22 protein-coding genes and 2 riboswitches are annotated in these 24,508 nt (G+C 37.5%); of the genes, 9 read left to right on the plus strand and 13 right to left on the minus strand.

The features are described from left to right. Positions 1–149: 149 nt before the first annotated feature. On the minus strand, positions 150–2,894 hold the full coding sequence (locus DRF57_RS02980; RefSeq protein WP_115916849.1) for a TonB-dependent receptor plug domain-containing protein: 2,745 nt from the start codon (positions 2,892–2,894) through the stop codon (positions 150–152). Between the two features lie 291 nt (positions 2,895–3,185). Continuing rightward, a riboswitch (SAM-I-IV-variant riboswitch) is annotated at positions 3,186–3,283 on the minus strand. Positions 3,284–3,403: 120 nt separating this feature from the next. Here DRF57_RS02980 and DRF57_RS02985 point away from each other — a divergent pair. Next, positions 3,404–5,620: an outer membrane beta-barrel family protein gene (locus DRF57_RS02985; RefSeq protein ID WP_115916851.1), complete on the plus strand. Its 2,217-nt coding sequence runs from the start codon at positions 3,404–3,406 to the stop codon at positions 5,618–5,620. A gap of 168 nt (positions 5,621–5,788) precedes the next feature. Here DRF57_RS02985 and DRF57_RS02990 read toward each other — a convergent pair whose 3' ends face one another. From DRF57_RS02990 to DRF57_RS03045, 12 genes are all read right to left on the minus strand, one after another. Then, positions 5,789–6,499: a HesA/MoeB/ThiF family protein gene (locus DRF57_RS02990; RefSeq protein WP_047491689.1), complete on the minus strand. Its 711-nt coding sequence runs from the start codon at positions 6,497–6,499 to the stop codon at positions 5,789–5,791. Positions 6,500–6,524: 25 nt separating this feature from the next. After that, on the minus strand, positions 6,525–7,643 hold the full coding sequence (thiH, locus tag DRF57_RS02995; RefSeq protein ID WP_115916853.1) for a 2-iminoacetate synthase ThiH: 1,119 nt from the start codon (positions 7,641–7,643) through the stop codon (positions 6,525–6,527). A gap of 9 nt (positions 7,644–7,652) precedes the next feature. After that, positions 7,653–8,429 (minus strand): thiazole synthase, encoded by a 777-nt coding sequence (locus tag DRF57_RS03000; RefSeq protein ID WP_115916855.1) that lies wholly within the window; start codon positions 8,427–8,429, stop codon positions 7,653–7,655. Between the two features lie 70 nt (positions 8,430–8,499). Further along, positions 8,500–9,126 (minus strand): thiamine phosphate synthase, encoded by a 627-nt coding sequence (locus DRF57_RS03005; protein WP_115916857.1) that lies wholly within the window; start codon positions 9,124–9,126, stop codon positions 8,500–8,502. Positions 9,127–9,162: 36 nt separating this feature from the next. Then, the gene (locus DRF57_RS03010) at positions 9,163–9,753 is read right to left on the minus strand and encodes a thiamine phosphate synthase (RefSeq protein WP_115916859.1); all 591 of its coding nucleotides are present in this window, start codon (positions 9,751–9,753) and stop codon (positions 9,163–9,165) included. Continuing rightward, positions 9,750–11,561, minus strand: coding sequence for a phosphomethylpyrimidine synthase ThiC (gene thiC / locus DRF57_RS03015; RefSeq protein WP_084087042.1), 1,812 nt, complete (start codon positions 11,559–11,561; stop codon positions 9,750–9,752). The genes DRF57_RS03010 and thiC overlap by 4 nt, the downstream gene beginning before the upstream one ends. Before the next feature lie 24 nt (positions 11,562–11,585). Then, the gene (gene thiS / locus DRF57_RS03020; protein WP_047491705.1) at positions 11,586–11,792 is read right to left on the minus strand and encodes a sulfur carrier protein ThiS; all 207 of its coding nucleotides are present in this window, start codon (positions 11,790–11,792) and stop codon (positions 11,586–11,588) included. A gap of 57 nt (positions 11,793–11,849) precedes the next feature. Then, a riboswitch (TPP riboswitch) is annotated at positions 11,850–11,947 on the minus strand. A gap of 100 nt (positions 11,948–12,047) precedes the next feature. Beyond that, complete coding sequence (locus DRF57_RS03025) at positions 12,048–12,884, minus strand: hypothetical protein (protein ID WP_123863271.1); 837 nt, start codon at positions 12,882–12,884, stop codon at positions 12,048–12,050. An 18-nt stretch (positions 12,885–12,902) separates the two neighbouring features. Further along, positions 12,903–13,580, minus strand: a complete 678-nt coding sequence (locus tag DRF57_RS03030; protein ID WP_047491712.1) for an RluA family pseudouridine synthase — start codon at positions 13,578–13,580, stop codon at positions 12,903–12,905. Between the two features lie 8 nt (positions 13,581–13,588). Beyond that, a complete protein-coding gene (locus tag DRF57_RS03035) occupies positions 13,589–13,906 on the minus strand; it encodes a hypothetical protein (protein WP_047491714.1) in 318 nt (105 codons plus the stop codon). Between the two features lie 3 nt (positions 13,907–13,909). Beyond that, on the minus strand, positions 13,910–14,725 hold the full coding sequence (gene panB, locus DRF57_RS03040; protein WP_047491717.1) for a 3-methyl-2-oxobutanoate hydroxymethyltransferase: 816 nt from the start codon (positions 14,723–14,725) through the stop codon (positions 13,910–13,912). A gap of 62 nt (positions 14,726–14,787) precedes the next feature. After that, on the minus strand, positions 14,788–15,501 hold the full coding sequence (locus DRF57_RS03045; RefSeq protein ID WP_034692595.1) for a Crp/Fnr family transcriptional regulator: 714 nt from the start codon (positions 15,499–15,501) through the stop codon (positions 14,788–14,790). An 89-nt stretch (positions 15,502–15,590) separates the two neighbouring features. Here DRF57_RS03045 and DRF57_RS03050 point away from each other — a divergent pair, with 89 nt between their 5' ends. From DRF57_RS03050 to DRF57_RS03085, 8 genes are all read left to right on the plus strand, one after another. Then, positions 15,591–17,969 (plus strand): heavy metal translocating P-type ATPase, encoded by a 2,379-nt coding sequence (locus DRF57_RS03050; protein ID WP_047491972.1) that lies wholly within the window; start codon positions 15,591–15,593, stop codon positions 17,967–17,969. Positions 17,970–18,078: 109 nt separating this feature from the next. Beyond that, positions 18,079–18,291 (plus strand): cbb3-type cytochrome oxidase assembly protein CcoS, encoded by a 213-nt coding sequence (ccoS, locus tag DRF57_RS03055; RefSeq protein ID WP_047491719.1) that lies wholly within the window; start codon positions 18,079–18,081, stop codon positions 18,289–18,291. Positions 18,292–18,312: 21 nt separating this feature from the next. Further along, positions 18,313–20,574, plus strand: coding sequence for a cytochrome-c oxidase, cbb3-type subunit I (ccoN, locus tag DRF57_RS03060; RefSeq protein WP_047491722.1), 2,262 nt, complete (start codon positions 18,313–18,315; stop codon positions 20,572–20,574). A 16-nt stretch (positions 20,575–20,590) separates the two neighbouring features. Beyond that, positions 20,591–20,791, plus strand: coding sequence for a cbb3-type cytochrome oxidase subunit 3 (locus DRF57_RS03065; RefSeq protein ID WP_027373015.1), 201 nt, complete (start codon positions 20,591–20,593; stop codon positions 20,789–20,791). Positions 20,792–20,801: 10 nt separating this feature from the next. Next, positions 20,802–21,683: a cbb3-type cytochrome c oxidase N-terminal domain-containing protein gene (locus DRF57_RS03070; protein WP_047491724.1), complete on the plus strand. Its 882-nt coding sequence runs from the start codon at positions 20,802–20,804 to the stop codon at positions 21,681–21,683. Between the two features lie 94 nt (positions 21,684–21,777). Beyond that, positions 21,778–23,232: a cytochrome c oxidase accessory protein CcoG gene (gene ccoG / locus DRF57_RS03075; protein ID WP_047491727.1), complete on the plus strand. Its 1,455-nt coding sequence runs from the start codon at positions 21,778–21,780 to the stop codon at positions 23,230–23,232. A gap of 86 nt (positions 23,233–23,318) precedes the next feature. Beyond that, positions 23,319–23,771, plus strand: a complete 453-nt coding sequence (locus DRF57_RS03080) for a FixH family protein (protein ID WP_084087038.1) — start codon at positions 23,319–23,321, stop codon at positions 23,769–23,771. After that, positions 23,762–24,487 (plus strand): sulfite exporter TauE/SafE family protein, encoded by a 726-nt coding sequence (locus DRF57_RS03085; protein WP_115916863.1) that lies wholly within the window; start codon positions 23,762–23,764, stop codon positions 24,485–24,487. The genes DRF57_RS03080 and DRF57_RS03085 overlap by 10 nt, the downstream gene beginning before the upstream one ends. Positions 24,488–24,508 lie beyond the last annotated feature (21 nt).

Genomic DNA, 24,508 nt, shown 5'->3' on the forward strand with positions numbered 1-24,508 from the left:
CCAATACTGTAATCTCTTTGAGTACGCTTTTCCTTTTTTAATTCTTGATCTTTCATAATATAAGTTGAGTAATTGTCAACTTATTTCAGGACGGGACAATTCAAACAAAAAAAGCAGAGATTAAGTCTCTGCTTTTTGCTGTCTTCTGTCTAAAATTTAAATTCTACTCTCGCAAACACAAAGCGTCCTCCGATACCATACTGAGAAACCTGTCTGGAATAGACAAACTGATTATCTGCCGTTAATGAGCTTATATTAGGGCTTTTGGAAGGAAGTATATTGAAGAGATTATTACTTCCAACGGTTGCTGAAATATTCTTATTAAAATCATACCCCACCGAAAGATCCGTTACAAAGCGGCTATTTAGTACAAAATGCTCCCCGCTTTCTGTGATGCCATCAAAATTGGCATCCACAACATCTGCATCTGTCACTTTACCGAAAAAAGAATTTCGAAGTACAAGGCTAAAGTCTGATAATTTCAGGGTGTTGGATAATGTTGCTTTTATCCGGGGTACAGCCTCTTCAAAATAGACTCTGTTCGGCTCAGAAAAATAATTATCTATCTGGCTTACTAATTTCGGGGATGCGTGGATATCTCCAATTCTTTTGGTTTGGTTCAGGTTAATGCCCAAATTATTTTCCAGGGAAACACCTGATGAAATTTTCGAAGTCTGAGAAACTGTAATATCTAGTCCTTTTGTCTGAGAATCCACAGCATTGGCAAAAAAATTAGCAGCGCTTGCTCTTGCCACGTCGAAAGCATCCTGAAGAACTGCCTGATCTGAACCTGGGGTAAAGCTACCATTAGGACGGAAGAAAAGGTCTGTAAGGACCACCCTGTTTTTTATTTTTATATAATATACATCCGCTGTGAATGCCAGGCTTAATGCCGGAATTCTCCATGTAATTCCCGTACTGTAGGATTGTGATGTTTCCTGCTTTAATTTTGGAATACCAAGAGCCTGTGCTGCCTCAGAATTATTCCTGAAAGTACCTACCTGTGTTGTTTTTCCTTGCTGAATCAATGTGGAAGTAGAACTATAATAAATCTGAGCTAAAGAAGGTTCTCTAAATCCTGTAGATACGGCACCTCTCCAATTGAAATTGGGTGCCAGTTTTACATTTGTTGCCAGCTTATAATTAAATGTAGATCCAAAGTCTGAATAGTTTTCATAGCGCAGAGCACCTTCCAGTAACCATCTGTCTGTTACTTCAAGCTCCACATCAGCGTAGGCCGCAACACTATTCCGACTTCCGGAAACAGCATTTTCAGGACTGAAACCAGGAAAAACCTGAGCTCCTGCCGGTCTTATATTTCCAAAAAAGTCTGTTACTTTTTCATTTTCAGGTGTATTGGCAGTAACCACATTCCCAAAAATATCATAAGAAGCATAAGAGTTTTCCTTTCCGGCGTTTACTTTGTAGTTTTCATATCTGTATTCTCCTCCAAACGCGAGGTTAAGGCCATGCAATACATTATATTTCTTCGAAAAATCAAGATTGACCGTATTCTGTGAAAACTCAGATCCTCCAGCTTCAAAACTTCTTGGAGAATGGTCTGTCAGAGAGGCATTAAAGGTATTCACAACACCAAAGCTAAAGGCATTTTTCCCAAATGTATTACTGAAATCTACGTTCCAGCCATTCCATTTTCCTTTAATTCCTGCTGCAAGGGAATAATCATTTACTGTCGCTTCAATCTGAGGCAGATATCCATTAGGAGTAACCGCATTGATGTTTCTTTCGTTATTTGGAAGACGATAAAAACCACCAGCATTTCCAATACGGTAGCTGTATCCCCCAAAAGAATAGACTTTCCAATCGTCATTAACCGGTATTTCAGAATTAAAGAAAAGCTGTACCGACTGTAATTTAGACTGCCCGGCTCTAAGACTGAAGTCTTTTCTTTCCAGTCCCCTGTAAGCAAGCTCCTGACTGGTAAAATCACCACCTAATAGCCCCTGAAGGTCAGAAATACTGTTTGCATTGGAAATCTGAGACTGAAAACCGGAGGAGAAATAATCTACTTTTGTTGCATATTGTTTAATGGTACTGATGATCTGCTGGGTATTGGACGTGTTTTTGATATTCTTATACAGCCCATCAATATTAACACCATCCTGCAAAGCTCTGTAATTGACAGCGTTGTAAGCATTGAAAATATCTCCTTCCCGAACACCTGCTCTGGAATAAGGATCGCGGTATTGTGCGGAGGTTGTAATATTAAAAAAACCGGCTTTTCCGATTTTTGCTCCGTAATTAAGATCCACAGAAATGGTCTGCCCGTCAACTCCTCCCGAAAAATTATTAGCAACAGGTGAAGCATATCCTCCTAAAAATACCTGTCCGGAAAGTCCCAATCTTTTTTTCAGCCCCAGGTTAACAACACCGGCAATGGCATCAGATCCATATTGAGCGGAAGCGCCATCCCTTAGCACCTCTATCTTATCTAAAGCAAAAGCAGGAATTGCATTAAGGTCGGTTCCTACAGAACCTCTTCCCGGAGTAAGTGTTACGTTAATCAAAGAAGACTGATATCGTCTTTTTCCGTTTAGCAACACCAAAACCTGATCCGGACCCAAACCTCTTAAAAGGGCAGGATCCACGAAATCAGTACCATCATTAACAGTATGTGAAGTAGATGAAAATGAGGGAACGATATAGTTTAAAGCCTGACTGATATTATTGACAGGACTTTGTTTTAGAATTTTTGAAATATTAATGATATCTACCGGAACCGGAGTATCAGTTAATGATCTTCCGGAACCTCGTGATCCCAGGATGACCACATCGTCTATTTTTTTGGACTGTACTGTATCAGACTGCGCGTAATAAAATGTTGTAATAAAGGCAGCTGAAGTGATAAGGATTTTTTTATTGAAATGATACATGTGTTTTATTTTTTTGTTGTGAGGATTTACTTTTAAGCACTACAAATCCTGTAACCTTAAATTTTAAGGTTAGCATAAATGTTTGAAATGTTAGTATTATTTTTTAGAAATGGAAAAGGCTAGCAACAACAACACATGCCCATATAGAAATGGCATGAGAAGATATCAGAGTAATGAAGCCCGTCTTCATGATCTGAGGAATAAAAATTGACATGTGTAATGAGATTTCCCGTGTCTTTAAACATTGATTTTAACTTTAAAACAAAAATTCAAGATGGGAGAAATGATAGAATGATAAACATTTTTTCCGGAAGATCCGGCTTATCGATTGCAGCACCTTGCTTGTTTTTGCAGGTTGCTATCCCATCTAGAGATTCTTGATAATTACCTGGCAAAGATATAATTATTTCAGAAATAAAAAAATATTTGACATAAAAAATTAATTTCCATCATTTTATCGTAACAAATTCTCCTTTTGAGCGTCTAACGGAATAGTAGTAAAAAACATTATGAAAAAAACTGTATTCGCTTTATCACTTGTAAGCTCGGTTTTAATTTTTTCTCAGGAAAAAAATAATAACCAGCCTAAAGAAAAACAAATTGACGGTGTAGTGATCACCAAAACTAAAAAAGCAGTTGAACAAAAAGCAGACCGTACTGTTTTTGATTTCTCTGAACAGCCTCAGCTCAACAACGGGAATGTATTGGAAGGGATTAAAAAACTTCCGGGACTTGTAGCCACAGACATCGCGGGAATGATGTATCAGGGAAAAATGCTGGATGTTTATCTTAACGGAAGACCTTTAAACATTACTTCTAATGAATTAAACTCATTTCTTGAAGGCATGCCTGCCAATTCTGTAGAGAAAATTGAGGTGATTACCCAACCAGGCGCAGAATTTCCGGCAACCTCCGGAGGAGCCATCATGAATATTGTTACGAATAAAAATGCCAATAAATACTTAACAGCTACTTATTCCGGGAATTATACGTTCACAAACTATGATAAGTATAGAAACAGGGTAACTAACTCAATTAACCTCAACGCCAGAAATAAACTCTTCGGATGGCAGCTTAATGTTGGCCAAAACTATCGTGAAAGTATGCTTAATACTCAGCAGGACAACCTTCTGTCTGGAAATACGGACCGATATGCACGTGGATATTTTGCAAAATCAGGGGTAACCTTTGAGCTTGGGCAGGACAGATTATTGCTTAACTACGACATTTACCACAATAATAATGATAACTATACTCTAAGTAATGGTCTTGCTGATCTCCTTGTCAGCCAGGATCCTGATGTTTATAAGGAAGCTAAATTTGATGCTTTTGATGCAGCACGTACCAACAGCCTGAGACAGGAAGCTGTGGTGACCTATCAAAAGCGTTTTGCAGACAAGTCCCAAAAGCTGGATTTTCAGTTTGGCTATACAAAGTCTGATACCAAGTTTTCTCAGGATAATTTCTTTCGGGAAGGTTTTTATACAGAAAATGGGAAACCTTTTACCTATGCAGGAGGCAATGATATTCTCAACAACAAATCGGATATGAGAATAGCCAACTTCAAAGTTGATTACTCACAACCCATTAAGCTTCTTGATGGTGGAAAGCTAAGTGCAGGAGGGTTATATGAAAGACAGGATTATGATACTAAAAGCTTTGGATTGACCAATTTAGAATATCAAAGACAAACCGCATCTACCTATTTAGAATTTCAGGCAAAACTGAAGAAGTTTGATTTTACATTAGGAGGACGTGCTGAAAACTATGATATTTCCGGAGTAACAAGATACATTAACAAAGATAAAAAACTTGTTCAGGATGATTTAATTCCTTTTAATAAGTTTAAGTTTTTCCCAAATGCCAGCATTCAGTATAGCATGATGAATCAGGTGTATGTTGCGGCAAACTATAACAGAAAAATCAGTTTACCGAGTATTTCTGCTCTTAACCCCAACAATACCACATTTGCAGGTCCCAATACCCAAATAACCGGTAACCCGAATCTTCAGCCGACCATTTTTGATAACTATGAGCTTAAGGTTTCTGCTTTTGATTATGCATTTATCGGCTATAGTGTAAGTTCGGCAAGCAACCAGGTTGCACAGATTATCAGAAAAGACGGTAAAAATCTGTACAATGAGCAGATTAATATTTCTAATATGAAAATCCACAATTTCAATGTAGGTCTTCCTATTCCTTTTATGATATTCAGCAAACCGATAAGTGAAATCATGAAGTTTAATTTTAATCCTGATAAAATCAACTTTATGTATCTGTATGCAGGATATCAGAAACATGACATTGAAAACCTCAACAATAAAGGGTTTTGGATTTTTAATGTGATGACTCAAATTATCCTTCCTAAGGAAATCAATATGAATGTTAATTACAGCTATTTAACACCCAAAGGAGGATATTTCTATTTTACAGCAGATAAACCGTTCAATAACTCCCTTAATATTACACTGACTAAAAAGTTTTTGGACAAGCGCCTTACGGTTTCCGTATTTGCTAATGATATTTTCAACAGCCAGGTGATGCAGGCTTATTCCAGCCCACCTGAGGGAGAAAGGGTTATGATACGATCTAAATATGATTCAAGAAACTTCGGTTTTTCAATCAATTATAAAATTCCTACCAGAAACAAACTGGCAAAAGAAGATCCCAATATCTTAAACCAAACTAAAAAAGAAGATACCGGTGTCATGCAGCAGGGACAATAAATAAATTTGTTAAAAATTAAAAGACAGTGATTATTTCACTGTCTTTTTTTTATCTACTTTTCGCTTTTTACGTGACACAACAGGTATCTGCAAGATTTGTGGAAATCTAAGTTTAGAATGAAGCCAATGGAAATGATATTTTATTGATCAATGAGCTAAGACCTATTCCTAAAAATCCAGTGTTTGAAACCTCCAATCCAATGTATCAATGAGTGTTAGCTGGTTCAGATTCACGGGAAGCCCGCTGATTATTTTCAGAACCTGAAGAGCCATCATACTTCCAACGATTCCCGGTAAAGCACCCAATACTCCAAGGCTGTCACAATCCGGCATATCTTCATCAAAAGGAGGTTCCGGAAACAGATCGCGCAGGTTTTTGCTTCCTTTATGATTGAATACCGCCAGCTGTCCTGAGAAGCCAAGAATACTTCCATAGACCAATGTTTTTTCCAGCTTTACACAGGTATCATTCACCAGATATCTTGTTGAGAAATTATCGGAACCATCTACTACTACATCATATTGAGACAGCACTTGTTCTGCATTTGAAGCATTAATTTTCTCGTTGATCCCCATAAACGCTACCTGATGATTGAGGTTTTTCACAAATATTTCTGCGCTTTTTACTTTAGGCATTCCCATATTATTTTCATTATGGATTACCTGCCGGTTTAGGTTATGAATCTCCAGATGATCAAAATCCATCACAGCTAAACTACCTACTCCAGCGGCAGCCAAGTATTGGATAATAGGACTTCCCAGACCTCCCGCTCCTATGACAAGAACTTTTGAAGCCATTATTTTCTTTTGTCCTTCCAGTCCTATTTCCTCAATAAAGATCTGACGGCTGTATCTCGCAAATGTATCTTCGTTTTTCATCGTTGGTCATTAACATATTTACCATTTAAACACCGCTATATATGGAATCCCAGTCTTTCATGACAGGATCATACCCTGATTTTCTAATCATATTCCTGATCTCCTCCATACTCCGTTCATCACTGGTTTCAAACTGTTCCAAAGATTCTTTGTCCACAGAATATCCTCCGGGATTGGTTTTGGATCCTGCACTCATCGCGGTAGCTCCCAGAGACACAATATTATTTCTGAAAACTTCATTTTCCCTGGTAGAGATTGAGATTTCAAGGTCTTCATTCCATATTCTGTAGGCACAGATCAGCTGAAGCAGATCTTTATCTTCCATTATAAAATTGGGTTCAATAATTCCCTCTGCGGGTCTCAGCCTGGGAAATGAAACTGAAAATTTACTTTTCCAGTACTGCTTCTGAAGATAATCTATGTGCAATGCATTGAAAAAACTGTCTACCCGCCAATCTTCCAGCCCTAGCAGAACTCCCAGTCCTATTTTATGAATACCTGACCTCCCTATTCTATCCGGGGTATCCAGACGAAAATCAAAATTGGATTTCTTTCCTTTCGGATGGTATTCTTTATATACTTCCTGATGATAAGTTTCCTGATATACCAATACCGAATGGACTCCCTCTTCATGCAAAAGTTTATATTCCTCTTCTGCTAAAGGCTGTACTTCGATGGAAATATTGGAAAAATGTGGTCTTAATAAACGGACCGCATTCTGAAAATAAGGAACCCCCACTATTTTATTAGCTTCTCCGCTTACCAGCAATATATGATTCACTTCCATAGACTTTAGTACCGAAGCCTCTACCATGAGTTCTGTATCGGATAGTGTTTTCCTCTTTAAGTTATTATCCAGACTGAAGCCGCAATAGGTACAGATATTCTGACATTCATTGCTGAGATACAGGGGTGCATATAACTGAATGGTTTTCCCAAAACGTTTTTGAGTTAGCGCCTGTGTCATTCTAGCCATCTGTTCCAATTCTGAAGCGGCAGCCGGAGAAAGCAGGTTCAGAAAGTCTTCAAGGGTTTTATTTTTTTTCTGAAGGCTGATTTGAACATCAGACAGACTTACTTTTTCAAGCTTATTCTTTACCTCATCCCATTGAAATTGTTCAAAAACATCTTTAAAGCTTTTCATATCATGATTTTATTCAAATAAAAAGGAAGTAAGAGGACTTGATGCTTCTGCATGATCGGCAATTGCTCCCAACCCGGATTCAAAGGCTCTTCTTCCGGCAATAACCCCTTCTTTAAATGCAACTGCCATATTAACCGGATTTCTTGCTACAGCAATAGCCGTGTTCACAAGAACGGCATCTGCCCCCATTTCCATTGCTTTTGCAGCATCAGAAGGTGCTCCTATTCCTGCATCTACAACAACGGGTACATTACTTTGGCTGATGATAATTTCTAAAAAATCTAATGTTCTTAACCCTTTATTGGTTCCGATAGGTGCTCCTAAGGGCATAACCACAGCTGTTCCGGCATCTTCAAGACGTTTACATAAAACGGGATCTGCATGGATATAAGGCATCACTATAAATCCCAGTTTTGCAAGCTCTTCCGTAGCGTACAAGGTTTCAATAGGATCAGGCAGCAAATATTTGGGATCAGGATGAATTTCCAGTTTCACCCAATTGGTCTCCAGTGCTTCTCTGGCTAATTGGGCTGCTAATACGGCCTCTTTTGCCGTTCTGGCCCCTGAAGTATTAGGAAGAAGATGAACATGGGTTTCTCTTAATGACTCAAGCAAATCGTCTTCTGCCGACTGCGCGTCAATTCTTTTCAATGCCATGGTCACCATATCTGTTCCTGAAGCGACAACAGATGATGTCATATCTCTAAGACGTCCGAATTTTCCTGTTCCTAAAAACAATCTTGATTCAAAGGTCCTGTCTGCTATTATCAATTTTTGATTATTCATATTCTCTATTTTTTTTCCCAAGAAGTACAGTCTTTATTTTAGACTTTTCTTTACTTGTCTAAAAGTTTCGTTACTGGCAATTGTATATCATTACCTTTTTTAATGTGTTAATAATAGATGGTTGTTTTGTAATCTCTCCTGAAACGGAAATCCCATAAATCCCGATTTGCTGTAGTGGTACAATATCTTCAAGGGTAACACTTCCAATGGCAAATATTTTAGGAATCTCTAAGGATCTTTCTTTCAGGTGATCAATGATCTTCTGATATCCTTCAAAGCCCAGAACGGGGCTCAGTTTTTCTTTGGTAGCTGTAAACCTTAATGGTCCTAAACCAATATAGTTACACGGCTCATGCATCCTTTGAAGAACATCAGCTATTGTATTTGCCGTCCCCCCGATTATTTTATGCTCTCCCAAAACCAGTCTTGCTTCTATAACAGATCCGTCATTCAATCCCAAATGAACACCATCTGCATCAATCTCCTTTGCTAGCTGCACATTATCATTAATAATAGAGACCGCCTCATATTCTGAACATAGCTGTTTTGCAATTTCACAAAGACCGGTCAATTCTCTTTCTGGAGCATTTTTCCATCGCACCTGTACCCATTTTACTCCATGGTCTAAAGCTTTCCTGATATTTAGCTCCTGCTCTTCTTTTGTATCTCCCTGTGATATGTATTGTAATTTTTCCATAGTTAGTAAGTATCCCGCTAAAGAGGGATCCGTTTTTTAATTATAAAAAGACTTTTTTCTGCATTTCATAAAAGCTTCTAATGGTTCTTCACGTTCCCAGATACCGCCAAGCAAAGCAGCTCCATCTGCACCGGCATCAAAAACTTTCTGAATATTCTCCACATCAATGCCTCCTAAAGCAATCAGTTTTACATGCTCATTATTCCGGGAGTTTATATCCTCCATAACAGTTGTATTTTCACCATATCCTTTTTTAGAAATACTTGGAAAGAATGGGCTTATGAAAGCATATTCCCATTCTTTTTCTAACCTGTTATATACTCTGATATCATGTACTGAGGTTGATATTGTATGCTCTTCCACCACAGGTTTGTATTTCTTTTCTTCCCGATCAGCTTCCCTATAATGAAACCGTGATATATTATGTTCTTTTCCAAGCTCATAATGCGTATGCAAAACCAATTGAGGATAAAAAGACTGATCAATATTGCTGATAAAAGCAGTCAATTCACTTTTGCTGATCCCAGGTTTTCTAATATGAAGTAAATCCAGACCTTCTTGAAACATCTGATTAATAATCTCAGCTTCATTGGGAAATTTCTGTTCAGGAGTAATCACAAGGATCATATATAAATTTCCTTCCCTTTTTCGATAAATTCCTGAGACTTGTCCAGCATTCCTTGTTCTGCGGATTCCCTGATTTCCTGAGTGATTTTCATAGAGCAGAATTTTGGTCCGCACATAGAACAGAAGTGGGCAATTTTTGCTCCTTCTGCAGGAAGAGTCTCATCATGATAAGCTCTTGCCGTATCCGGATCCAGCGAAAGATTAAACTGATCTTCCCATCTGAATTCAAACCTGGCTTTACTTAATGCATTATCCCTGTATTGTGATCCGGGATGTCCTTTTGCCAGATCTGCAGCATGCGCAGCCAGTTTATAAGTGATTACCCCATCTTTAACGTCTTTTTTATTCGGAAGACCTAAATGTTCTTTTGGAGTTACATAACAAAGCATGGCACATCCGAACCATCCAATCATTGCTGCTCCAATTCCTGAAGTAATATGATCATAACCCGGTGCGATATCTGTTGTCAAAGGGCCTAATGTATAAAATGGAGCTTCGTGGCATTCTTCCAGCTGTTTATCCATATTTTCTTTAATCATATGCATTGGAACGTGGCCGGGACCTTCAATCATTACCTGTACATTATGTTTCCATGCAATTTTTGTCAGCTCTCCCAAAGTTTCCAGTTCAGCAAATTGTGCGGCATCATTAGCATCCGCTATGGATCCGGGACGAAGACCATCCCCAAGAGAAAAAGCGACATCATACTTCTTCATGATCTCACAGATCTCTTCAAAATGGGTATATAAAAAGTTTTCTTTATGATGGAAAAGGCACCATTTAGCCATGATAGAACCTCCCCTGGACACAATTCCCGTTACTCTATTGACTGTCAAATGAATATACCTTAATAAAACTCCGGCATGAATGGTAAAATAAGAAACTCCCTGTTCTGCCTGCTCGATCAGAGTATCTTTAAAAACTTCCCATGTAAGATCTTCAGGCACTCCTTTTACTTTTTCCAATGCCTGATAAATAGGAACTGTACCGATAGGCACCGGGCTGTTTCTGATAATCCATTCTCTTGTTTCATGGATATTCTTTCCTGTGGAGAGGTCCATGATGGTATCAGCTCCCCATCGGCAGGCCCATACTGCTTTCTCTACCTCTTCATCGATGCTCGAAGAAACAGCACTGTTTCCTATATTCGCATTAATCTTTACCAAAAAATTCCTCCCAATGATCATGGGTTCGCTTTCCGGGTGATTGATATTATTGGGAATAATAGCTCTTCCTGCTGCAATTTCATCTCTTACAAATTCCGGAGTGATTTTACCTTTCGGAGTATTCGCGCCAAAACTGTTTCCCGTATGCTGAAAAGCCATCTCTTTTGAAACCGTTCCAAGCTGTTCAATACGTTGGTTCTCTCTAATCGCCACATACTCCATTTCAGCGGTGATGATTCCCTGTTTTGCATAATACAGCTGGGTAAGTTCCTTACCTTCCTGGGCAACTTTTGGTCTGTGATCATAAGAAAAACGCAATTCATCAAGACGTGGATCTGCTAAACGGGCTTTTCCATATTCAGATGATATTCCACTCAGGATGTTTACATCTTTTCTGTCTAAAATCCATTGTTCTCTTATTCTCGGAAGCCCTTTTTGAATATCAATTTCTGCATTGACATCCGTATAAGGACCTGAAGTATCGTAAACCGTTACAGGAGCATTGTCTTCAAAGCCTCCTTTCGTAAGCTTGGTAGGACTAAGTGCTATTTCACGCATTGCTACATTGATAGGATGTATTGTTCCTTCAACATAGATTTTCTTTGAGTTCGGAAATGGCGAACACGTAATTGAATGAGCCATAAATATTGGTATTAAATATGAAAATTAGCCGCCTTGAGTGGCAGTAATGATTAAAACTGAATCTTGATCTTTGAGAAATGTCTCTGCCCAGGCGGACAGTGGAATAATACGGTTGTTTACAGCTACAGCAATCCCTTTTTTCTTTCCGGGGAGTTCCATAGCCAGTAATGCTTCCAGATTATCGGGAAGTATATCAAATGTTTTTCGGGTGTGGTTGATTATAAGTTCCATTCCTAATAATTTAAATATACTTTAGGAATGGCCATTATTGTACAATAGAATGCACAGCAAAAGTCATCTGCTTTTCCCTACGCTGGTATAATCCAGATCAGGTTCAAAGGGTAAAGTCTCAGTCTGTTGGTCAACAGACACCCCTAAAGTCTGGGACGAAGGTAGGTATTTTTTCAGAACAGGCAAAATTGAATTTTCCTTAAACAAAAAACCACCTCAAAATTGAGATGGTCTATTTATCTGTACTAATTATTTTTAATAGTAAAGTTTTACATTTCCATTAGAGTCATACTGATTCACCCATTTTGATTCTCCAATTCCACTGTTATATAGTTTTACCTCTTTCTGAAAGTTATTTTTTGATAGTGAAAAATAAAAGTATTCTTCAAAAATCTGCAGCTTTTTAAAAGGATTGGGGGCTGTATCAAAATTACCGAACTCTACTGTATTTTCTATGTAAAAATCGACGTTATTATGCCTTTCTACTTCAACAGATTTTTTCAGATTTCCTATATTATCATAAGTAAATCTTTTAGCTATCGTCCAAATAAAGTCATCAGGGTCAGTCGGATCATAAGGCATGTTTGGAAAAGTTGTTAAAATTTCAATGAGTTTCCCAGATGAATCATAACTATAATTCAGATGTTTATCAAAATACGGATTATCTACTGAAGGAATAATAGATTTCATTATTCTTCCCTGATTGTCAACTTCAAATGTTCTTTTATTGATTGGGACAATATAGTCAGGACTACTGCTGAATGTAGAAATAGAAATTATATTCCCATTATAGGAAACACTGGTATAAATGTCTTTAGAAAAATGTGTAGGGTTATATCCTGTATTAGGATCAATAAATATAAAACCTCCCACTTTTTTAACAACCCTTCCCTGAGAATCATATTCAAAATAGATATTAGGGTCTGTCATATTTCCCACCCCATTAGGTGATAAAACCGGAAAGTTCCAGGATATTTTATTAGGGCGATCCACAGTTCTTTGCTGTGGATTTTCTGTCAATATTTCATCATTATTACTAGAACAAGATGCAAAAGCCATTAATATGGCAAAGCACAATAATTGAATTTTCATGTATTTTAGTTTTTTTTACTACTCACAAGCTCTCCAGATTGCATCATTTTGCGGAACAGGTGCTGTAATTTCGATCTTTTCTTTGGTTACCGGATGAATGAACTCCAATTTTCTTGCATGAAGATTAATTCCTCCGTCAGGATTGGAACGGGGTGCCCCATATTTAAGATCTCCTTTGATGGGAATTCCCGTTTTAGATAATTGGGCACGGATCTGATGATGTCTGCCTGTTTCCAGATCAATTTCAAGAAGTATATAATTATCAAGTGTTTTAATAACATGATAGGTTAAAATCGCTTCTTTAGCTCCTTCTGTCACTTTTGGAAAAACAATAGCTTTATTGTTTTTTTCATTTTTCTTTAAGTAATGAACCAGCCTCTGGCTTTGTGGAATCATTTCTTTTCCTACCACAGCCCAATACGTCTTTTTAACCTCACGGTTTTTGACCATTTGAGTCAGGCGGGAAAGTGCTTTGGAAGTTTTAGCATAGATTACCAAGCCTGAAGTAGGACGGTCTATACGATGAACCAAGCCGAGAAAAACATTCCCCGGCTTAGCATCTCTTATTTTTATAAAATTCTTTATAGATTCTAATAGTGATTCATCGCCGGTTTTATCTCCTTGTACAAGTTGACCGACTTTTTTGTTAACCACCAGAAGATGGTTATCTTCATATACAATCTGCTCCTTCATAATTCTTCAGTCTATCTTCTTCTATTGGACAGCGAAAGAATAATCCCCCCCAAAAGGCCAATGGTTTTAAGTGCTGAAAGTTTTGAATCTTCAGGTAGAAAGGCTCCGATAACACAAATTCCTGCCGCAGCATACATGGCATAGACAAAGTTTTTATTGGTAAGCAATGGAGCCTGGATAAAGAAACTGGCTCCTATCAGTACATAAAAAACTTTTCGGGAAAGCAGATGATTGATTTCCGGAGAAAAAAGATTAAACCAGCCTATAGCAAGACAAATAAGTGCTGCGATAGATAAGATTCCCTGGATAGATTGTTGTTGATTTTGCATAGATTAATAACTTTCGTTTTCGTTTGGAAATTCTACAGTCTTTACATCTTTCACGTATTGAGCAACAGCTCCCGTTATTTCAGTATAAAGATCAAGGTATCTTCTTAAGAATTTCGGGCTGAATCCTTTATTCATTCCCACCATATCATGATAGACCAAAACCTGTCCGTCACAGTCAGCTCCGGCACCAATTCCAATAGTAGGGATAGAAATACTTTCCGTTACTCTTTTGGCCAGATCAGCAGGAATTTTCTCTAAGACTACAGAAAAACATCCCAGTTCTTCCAAAAGCTGTGCATCAGCAATCAGTTTCTCTGCTTCTGCTTCATCTTTTGCTCTTACTTTATAGGTTCCGAATTTATAAATAGATTGTGGAGTTAATCCCAAATGTCCCATTACAGGAATTCCTGCGTTCACAATTTTCTTTATTGATTTAGAAATTTCTTTTCCCCCTTCAATTTTTACGGCATGGGCTCCTCCTTCCTTCATCATTCTTACTGCAGATTCCAATGCTTTTTCAGGGTTACTCTGATAAGTTCCGAAAGGCAGATCCGCAATGACCAACGCTCTATCAGTTCCTCTTACCACACTTTGAGCGTGATAAATCATCTGATCCAGAGTAATAGGTAATGTGGTTTCAAAACCAGCCATCACATTCGCTGCAGAATCTCCAATCAAAATAGCATCTACACCGCCAGCATCTACCATCTTTGCCGTGGTAAAGTCATAGGCTGTAAGCATTGTTATTTTTTCCTTGTCGAATTTCATTTTACGCAAGGTTTCAGTCGTAACTTTTTTAATTTCAGAGTGAACAGACATAATTTATCTATTTTTAAAAGTTAAAAAGTCGGCCTTCAGCCGACTTAAATTTTGTATGATTTTTATAAAACTACGTGACCGAGTTTCATGAGTTTGTCGTGATTTAAAATCTTGATATTTCTTCCGTCTACTTCAATCAGGCTATCCTGTTTGAATTCTGAGATCAGACGGATGGCACTTTCTGTAGCGGTACCAATAATATTGGCAATTTCTTCTCTTGTCAGGGAAATCTTAATAAAGCCTTCCGGATCTACTCCCAGCTTCTGCTCCAGAAGCAGCAGTATTTCAGCCAATCTTTCTCTTACGGTTTTCTGTGCAAGGAATGTAATGGTGTTAGAAGATTCTCCTAATTCGTATGAAATTTTTTGAAGCATGACAAAAGAAAGCTGTGGATCTACCTCTAAGAGATACATAAAGATATCTGCAGGTAGAAAAACACATTCAATATCTGTCATTGCTTCGGCTTTGGCTTGGAAGTTTTCTCCACAAAGCAAAGAACGATAGCCGATGATATCCCCTTCTTTGATAAATCTTAAAATCTGATCTTTTCCGAATGCTCCTGATTTTGATAATTTGGCCGCACCTTTTTCCAGAACGAATACTCCTTTTGGAGTTTCTCCATCCTCAAAAATAGTGTCATGTTTCTGAAAACTTAATTTCTTTTTGCCATTAATATATTTTTCAAAATCTGCGCTAGAAAGTCTTTCCTTAAATGATTTATCATTAAAAACTCTGGCGAACCTCTCTTCAATTGCTATCTGTTGTTCCTGCGGCATTTTATATGATATTTATCACAAAAATAGAACTTTTTAACACGATAAACAAAAAAAATTGTTATAATTTTGTAGTTCAATATTTTATGGTGGTGAGCGAGAACTGTTTTCATTGTGGTCAAGGTATAGAAAAAGAGAGAATTTTGTTTGATGAAAGGACTTTCTGTTGCAACGGATGTAAATCTGTTTACGAAATCCTGAATTCGAACAATTTAAGTAACTTTTACGAGCTTAATAAGGGTGCCGGAATTCGTCCCGGTGATGAAAACTCTACACAGTTCGATTACCTGGATACCCCTGAAATTTTCGATAAGGTCACCGACTTCTCTGAGGGAAACACCAGTCTTGTAACTTTCAAAATCCCTGTAATTCACTGTTCTTCATGTATATGGTTGCTGGAAAGCCTTCATACCTTAAATAAGTACATTAAGTATTCACAGGTTAATTTCACAAGAAAGACCCTACAGATCTCTTTTAATCATAAAGACTTACCATTAAGCGAGCTTGCCAATTTTTTAACTAATTTGGGATACAAGCCGGTCATCAGTCTTGAAACAGCCGAAAAAAATGTTGATCATCTCGACAAATCTCTTCTTGTAAAATTTGCTATCGCAGGTTTCGCATTTGGGAACGGAATGTTCCTTGCCTTTCCTGAATATGTAGGAGGTGAAGATTACTGGATGGAACATTATAAAGGTCTTTTCAGAGTACTGATGTTTTTACTCGCCTGCCCCGTTGTATTTTATTCCGCTTCGGATTACTATAAATCAGCATGGTATGGTTTAAAAAATAAAATCGTCAATATTGATGTTCCTATTGTATTGGGAATATTTGTTCTTTTCGGAAGGAGTATTTATGAGGTGGCTACCGACTACGGTCCGGGATATTTCGATACACTGTGCGGCCTTCTATTCTTTATGCTGATGGGTAAACTTTTCCAAAAAAGAACATACAGTGCCCTTTCGTACGACAGAGATTACAAATCTTTTTATCCTATTGCCGTAACGAAGGTTGACTTTGAAGGAAAACAGGACAACATTCTGCTTTCTGAAGTAAAAGTAGGAGACAGAATATTGGTTAGAAACCAGGAAATCATTCCGGTAGATGCCATTCTGATCAATGGTGAAGGAAATATAGACAACAGTTTTATTACCGGAGAAAGTGAAAGCATCAGCAAACAGCCGGGAGATAAGATTTTTGCCGGTGGAAAACAGGTAGGATCATCTCTGGAACTGGAAGTTATTAAAGATGTAGACCAGAGTTATCTGACACAGCTTTGGAATAAAGAAGCCTTTAAGAAGCATGAAACGGGGCTTGACACCCTGACCAACAATATCAGTAAATACTTCACATTCATTATTTTAGGTATCGCCGTCATTTCCGGAATTTATTGGTCATTTATTGATTTATCAAAAATGTTTCAGGTTATCTCAGCAATTCTGATTATCGCCTGCCCTTGTGCCCTCGCCCTGTCCGCACCGTTTACTTTCGGTCACATTATGAGGATTTTAGGTAGAAATAAATTCTATGTAAAAGATACATTAACAATTGAAAAAATTGCTAAACTGGATACCATTGTTTTTGACAAAACAGGAACAATTACCCATAGAAAAAAGTCTAATATCAAATATGACGGTTCTGAGATTGCTGAATTTGACTTACTAAATATCAAGACATTATTAAAGAACTCCAATCACCCTCTCTCAAAATCACTCTATGAATTCATAGAAGTCAATGATAATTATTTCCCTGTAGAAAACTTCAAAGAGATTTCAGGAAAAGGATATGAAGCAAGCATAAGAGGAAATCTTTATAAAATAGGTTCTGCACGTTATAATAACCAGGAACCAAAGAATCTTGAAACCGCTGTTTTCATTAGTAAAAATGATCAGTTTCTAGGAAAATTTATCTTCAAAAATGAATACCGCCCTAGGCTTAAAGATTTATTCAATAAATTAACCCACTACAAAATATTTATCCTTAGTGGCGATAACTCCTCAGAAGAAACTCAACTTCAGGAACTTATCCCCAACTACAAAGGAATGGCCTTTAATCAAAGTCCGGAAGATAAGCTGAATTATATTAAAAATCTTCAGGATCAGCATATGAAAGTAGCCATGCTGGGAGATGGATTAAATGATGCCGGTGCGCTGAAACAGAGCAATGTAGGTATTGCCATTGCAGATGATACCAACAGCTTTACCCCATCTTCAGATGTTATTATGAATGGTGAAAAAGTAGTCAGTCTTGACAATTACCTGAACGTATGTAAAGGCTCGATCACCATTGTGAAAATGACATTCATAATCAGTTTTCTGTACAATATAGTTGGTTTAAGTTACGCAGTTACAGGACATATGCACCCTCTTTTCGCTGCTATCATTATGCCGGCGAGCTCTATAACTGTGGTTACCTTCACTACACTTTCTACCTGGATTTTAGGTCGAAAATATTTTAAAAAACGCGCTTAAAAGCCCTTATTTAGACTGATTTTAAATTAGCTGAAATCGGCATTTCGTGATGAATGTCATTATTTTTCACTAAATTTGAACCCCGAAAATAGGTTAATTTTGTTGTCCAATGGATATTCTATATTTAATGATCGTTTGCAGTGTTTCCTTAGCTGCGATTTTCTTGGTCGTATTTATAGTGTATGCCCGGAAAGGACAGTTTGAAGATGATGAATCTCCGGCTGTCAGAATCCTTTTTGATGATGAAAGAATCGAAGAAAAAGATGAAACTGGCGACAAGAATAAAGACGAAAAAGAAATAGGAGAAAATAATAAAAATTGAGAAAAATAGTGAATAGTTGATATGGAAACACAAAAGTTTAGTTATGACAATAGTATTGTCCGTGCGTTCCTCTATGCGACCATCATCTTTGGTTTTATAGGGTTTACGTTTGGGCTTACGGCGGCATTAATGCTTTTCTACCCGGAATTACCTGAATTCTTATTCGGTACAGATGATACAACCATTAATAGTTTATCATCCGGTAATATCCAAGGGTTAATAAACACTCATGGGGCGTTTGGTTTTGGTAGAATCAGGATGTTGCACACCAATACCGTAATCTTCGCGTTCGTGTGTAATATTGTTTATGTTGGAGTATATTACTCTACGCAAAGATTATTAAAAACAAGAATGTATAGTGATACATTATCATGGTTACATTTCTGGACTTGGCAGTTTATGATCGTTGCTACGTTCATCACCTTCTTTATGGGGATCAATACTTCTAAAGAATATGCTGAACATGAATGGCCGATCGACATATTGATTGCTTTCTCATGGATCATTTTCGGGGTTAATATGATTCTTACTATTTCGAAAAGAAGAGTAAGACACTTGTATGTAGCAATTTGGTTCTATTTGGGTACCTGGGTTGCAGTAGCAATGCTTCATATTTTCAACAACCTTGAAGTTCCATTATCATTCACTGGCTGGAAGTCTTATTCTGCTTATGCAGGAGCAAAAGATGCCATCGTACAATGGTGGTATGGTCACAATGCGGTAGCATTCGTATTGACTACTCCGGTATTAGGTTTAATGTATTATTTCTTACCAAAAGCAGCAGACAGACCAGTTTTCTCATATAAACTGTCTATTATTCACTTCTGGTCATTAATTTTCGTATATATCTGGGCTGGTCCTCACCACCTTCAGTATACAGCACTTCCGGCATGGGCACAGGCAGTAGGAACAGGATTCTCTATCATGCTTATTGCACCGTCTTGGGGAGGAATGTTAAATGGTCTTCTTACCTTAAGAGGAGCTTGGGATAAAGTAAGAGAAAATCCTATCCTTAAGTTCTTCGTAGTAGCTGTTACTTGTTATGGTATGGCAACGTTTGAAGGACCGCTTTTAGCAACTAAAAACATCAACAAAATTGGTCACTTTACAGACTGGGTTATCGGTCACGTACACTTAGGAGCTCTTGGATGGAATGGTTTCATGGCATTCGGGGTTATCTATTATCTGGTACCAATTATGTGGAGAACAAAAATTTGGTCTGTAAAATTAGCTAACTGGCATTTCTGGTTAGGGACATTAGGAATTATTTTCTATGCAGTACCAATGTATATTTCTGGATTCACACAAGGATTAATGTGGAAACAGTTCAACCCGGACGGAACATTATTATGGAAAAACTGGTTGGATACTGTAACGGCTATTATCCCTTACTTTAAAATGAGATTCTTAGGAGGTCTATTCTATATTTCAGGAGCTATCCTAATGATCGTAAACGTAATTGCTACGGTAAGAAAAGGATCATTCCAGAAAGAAGTACCTGCAGAAGCTCCAGCTTTAGCAAATATTGGTAACAAACGTAAAGAAGGAGAAGGATTCCACCTTTGGTTGGAAAGAATGCCATTATTGTTAACCGTATTATCATTGTGTACAATTTCAATAGGAAGTATGGTGGAGATTATCCCTACCCTATCTCTTAAGAAAAGTGTTCCTACCATTTCAGCAGTAAAACCTTATTCTCCGCTTGAATTAGAGGGTAGAGATATTTATATTCGTGAAGGATGTAATGCATGTCACTCTCAGATGATCAGACCGTTCAGAGATGAGATTACCAGATTTAACGGTAAAAACGGACAGTACTCTAAAGCAGGGGAATTCATCTATGACAGACCATTCTTATGGGGTTCTAAGAGAACAGGACCGGATTTACATAGAGAAGGAGGTAAAAACCCAAGTTCTTGGCACTACAAACACATGTATAACCCAAGATCTACATCAGCAGGTTCTATCATGCCACGTTACCCTTGGTTGATCGCTACTAACCTAGACAGATCTAAAATGGTAGACAAAATGAAGCTAATGAAGAATACATTCGATGTACCTTATACAAAGGCTCAAATTGATTCTGCAGACCAGTGGGCGAATAACCAATCGGCAAAAATTGTAAAAGATATCTTCTCTGAAGCAAATGACTTGAAAGAGGCTTATGCTAAGAGACCTCAGGGAGAATTGGAGAAAAAAGAAATTGTTGCTCTTATTTCTTACCTACAGAGATTAGGAACTGATATCAAAACAACAGAAATCAAAACAGCAAGTAATAACTAAACATTAAAATGTTCATATGATTCCTCAGAACTTTAAAGATATATTATCCAATACAGAAAATGCTGGTTTCTACCAGACCCTGGCTCTAATTTTCTTTATGCTGTTCTTCGTTGCTTTGATAATCTATGTTTTTAGCAAGCCTAAAAAATATTACAAAGAAGAAGAAGAGGCACCACTTGGGGATGATGAAGATGACGATTTTAATTTAAAAAATTAAACTATTTTTTATGAAACAAAGAACACCTGTTGTCGTAAACATCTTGATAATAATTGGACTTTTAATAGTTTTTTATTATTTATTTGTACAGAGCTACGCATTCCTAGCTTCACCTTATTTCTGGGGAACTGTAGTGATCGCTGGTATCTTGGCATACATCCATAGTTCGATTGGAGATTTGATTGAAAACAACAAATTCAAAAAATTATCTCCGGAAGAAAAAGCAGCTTATTTAGCTGAAAAGAAAGTTCCTTTCTTAAGAAGAATGTATGATGCAGCTTTCAAAAAGCAATCTGAAACTGAAGAAAAGGATATCCTTATCGACCACGGTTTCGATGGAATTATGGAGTTGGACAACCAATTACCGAAATGGTGGGTAGGTTTATTCTATTTTGGGACTGCTTTTTGTATTGTATATATTGCCGCTTATTCATTTACAGATTTCGCTCACCCGTTAAGCGAATATGAAAAAGAATACAAAGAGCAATTGGCAAGCATTGAAGAATATCAAAAAACTCAGCCTCCTGTAACGATTGAAACAGCTAAATATTCAGCTGATAATATCGCAGAAGGTAAAGAATTATTCAAAACAAACTGTGCATCTTGTCATAAAGAAGACGGTAGTGGAGGTATCGGACCAAACCTTACTGATAACTACTGGATCAATCAACCAGAGAAGACTTTATTCAAGAACGTTTTCCATATGGACTGGAATGGTTCGCCTACTAACCCGGCGATGAGAGCATTCGGTAAAAACGGAGAAGTTTCAGGTGCCGAGATTGAGAAGATTGCAGCGTATGTATATCACATCAATCAAGAGCAACCACCAGTGACTCAGGCTCAGGGAGGAGCAGCTCCTCAAGGAACTGAAGCACATTGGGAAAAAGAATAATTTAAGAAATTAGAAACATATGAAAAAACATAATTTGTTATTAGCTAAAAAATAGTAACGAATTATGTTTTTTCTTTTTTAAACCTAGTACAATATGTCAGACATAGAAGAAATAGAAGCAAGAGGCGGACAGGGGCAAGTTCTGGACCCTGAAACTTACAGAGATTCTATCGGGACAATGGAGCAATCCGGGAAAAGGAGATGGGTGTTCCCAAGAAAACCTAAAGGGAAATACACCAACTATAGAAACCTTGTAAGCTACGCTTTACTCATTATTTATTTTTCACTGCCATTCATCAAGATCAATGGTAATCCATTGCTGTTATTTAATGTTATAGACAGAGAATTTTTCATCTTTGGACAACCTTTCTATCCACAGGACTTTTTTATCCTTACTTTAGGCGCCATCGCATCTTTAATCTTTATTATTGTTTTTACGATTGCATTCGGAAGAATTTTCTGCGGGTGGATATGCCCTCAGACAATTTTTATGGAATCTATCTTCCGTAAAATCGAATATCTGATTGAAGGAGACCGAAACAAGCAAATGAAACTGGACAGACAGGAGTGGAATAGTGAGAAAATCTGGAAAAGAAGCTTAAAATGGACGGTGTATATCATTATATCACTTATTATCACTCACTTTATGTTTATGTATATTGTGGGTTATGAAGAAGTACTTAGAATTGTCTCTGAAGGGCCGTTTGCCCATCCTACCAATTTCATAGTAATGATTCTCCTTACGGCTGCATTTTATTTTGTATTTGCATGGTTCAGAGAACAGGTTTGTACACTGGTTTGTCCTTATGGTAGACTTCAGGGGGTACTGATTGATAAAGATACGATCAACGTTTTCTACGATTTTAAAAGAGGGGAAAACAGATCAAAATGGAGAAAGGGTGAAGACAGAAAAGCTGCAGGTAAAGGAGATTGTATAGACTGTCACCAATGTGTAGTGGTATGTCCTACCGGAATTGACATCAGAGACGGGCAGCAGCTGGAATGTATCAACTGTACAGCGTGTATTGATGCCTGTGATGAAGTAATGGAAAAGGTAGGTCTTCCGAAAGGTCTTGTAAGATATGCTTCTGAAAATGAAATTGAGCAAGAGACTCAGTTTAAATTTACCGGAAGAATGAAAGGCTTCTCGATATTCCTATTCCTTTTGGTAGGATTCCTGGGATATCTTCTTTACAGCCGTGGCGAAATGGAAGCAAAATTCATTAAACCTGCAGGAAGTACATTCTTTGTAAGGGATGGAAAAATTACCAATACCTACAATTATACTTTCCTTAATAAAACAAACGATAAGAAAATTGTAACCATAAAGGTCATTAATCCTGCCCATGGTGAGATCATTTACAGTGCATCAAGTAAAATTCAGGTAGACAGAGATAAAATCTCTAAAGGAACCGTCAATATCAGCTTCCCTGAAGATGAGATGAAACTTTCTAAACAGAATATTACCATTGGTGTTTACGATATGAAAGGCAAGCTGATAGATTCCTATCAGACCTATTTTGAAGGACCTTTCAAACTACAATTTTAATTTTTACGAAACCTCAGGGATTCAAAGAGTATTAATCAGGGAGGTTTTTGAGTATCATAAAAGACAAATAAAAAAATCCGGAAAAAATGAAGAACTTTAGTTGGGGACATGGTGTTGTAATCGCATTATTTGCATTCATAGTTTTTATATTATCCATGTTATTTCTTTTCCCGAACGGGCAGAAGAATTCTGAAATGGTCACTGATAATTATTATGAAGAGGAACTACAGTACCAGGATGTAATTGATTCCAAGAAAAAGGCTGATAACCTGCAGGAAAAGCCTGTATACAGCCAGGATACCAATGGAATAAAAATCACTTTTCCAAAAGAATATGATAATTCTAATACAACGGCTAAATTTGTTTTAAACAGAACCGATGATCAGAATTTAGACATCAAAAAGTCTGTACAGCTTGATGCTGACCATACTTTCGTAATACCTGCACAGGTATTGAAAATGGGTAACTATACCTTAAGACTGAGCTGGACAAAAGATAAAACAGACTACAGAATGGATTATGATGTAATATGGAAATAGGACTTGTCATATCAGCTATTGCTTTAGGCTTTGCTTCCGGTTTTCACTGTATCGGAATGTGTGGCCCTATTGCCTTATCGATGGGACTCACAAAGAAGCAGGCCGCAAATTTCTATCTTCAAAATCTCACCTACCAATTCGGAAGGATATTTACCTATTCTTTATTAGGAGCTCTTCTTGGAATTATTGGACAGGGTTTTGAGATGGCGGGATTTCAGAAATACCTGACGATTACCGCAGGGGTTCTGCTCATTATTATGGCTGTATTTTCTTTTGGGGGAAAAGATTTTGCTTCAAAAATCCCTTTTCTTTCCAAATTTTTATATTCTGTAAAATCAAATTTAGGAAGACTGCTTCAAAAGGCAGATTACCGTTCCAGATTTACAACAGGTATTCTTAATGGCTTTCTTCCGTGTGGAATGGTCTATATGGCTTTAACAGCCAGCCTGGCAGGCGGAGGAATATGGCAGGGAGCCACATATATGGCTTTATTTGGTTTAGGAACCCTACCGTTCATGTTTGCTATTGTTTTAGCCGGAAATCTCATGAATCAAGCCTTTAGAATAAAAGTCTTAAAAGCTGTTCCTGTGATCATGATTATCCTGGGAGGATTATTCATTCTAAGAGGTCTGGAACTGGGAATACCTTACGTTTCCCCCAAAGCAGAAGCCATGACGATATCCAAAGATCCCAACGGAGCCGTAAACTGCCATTAAAAAGAAACTTAAAATAGAACC

Origin of the sequence: Chryseobacterium rhizosphaerae (assembly GCF_003385455.1) — a bacterium.
Taxonomy (GTDB): domain Bacteria; phylum Bacteroidota; class Bacteroidia; order Flavobacteriales; family Weeksellaceae; genus Chryseobacterium; species Chryseobacterium rhizosphaerae.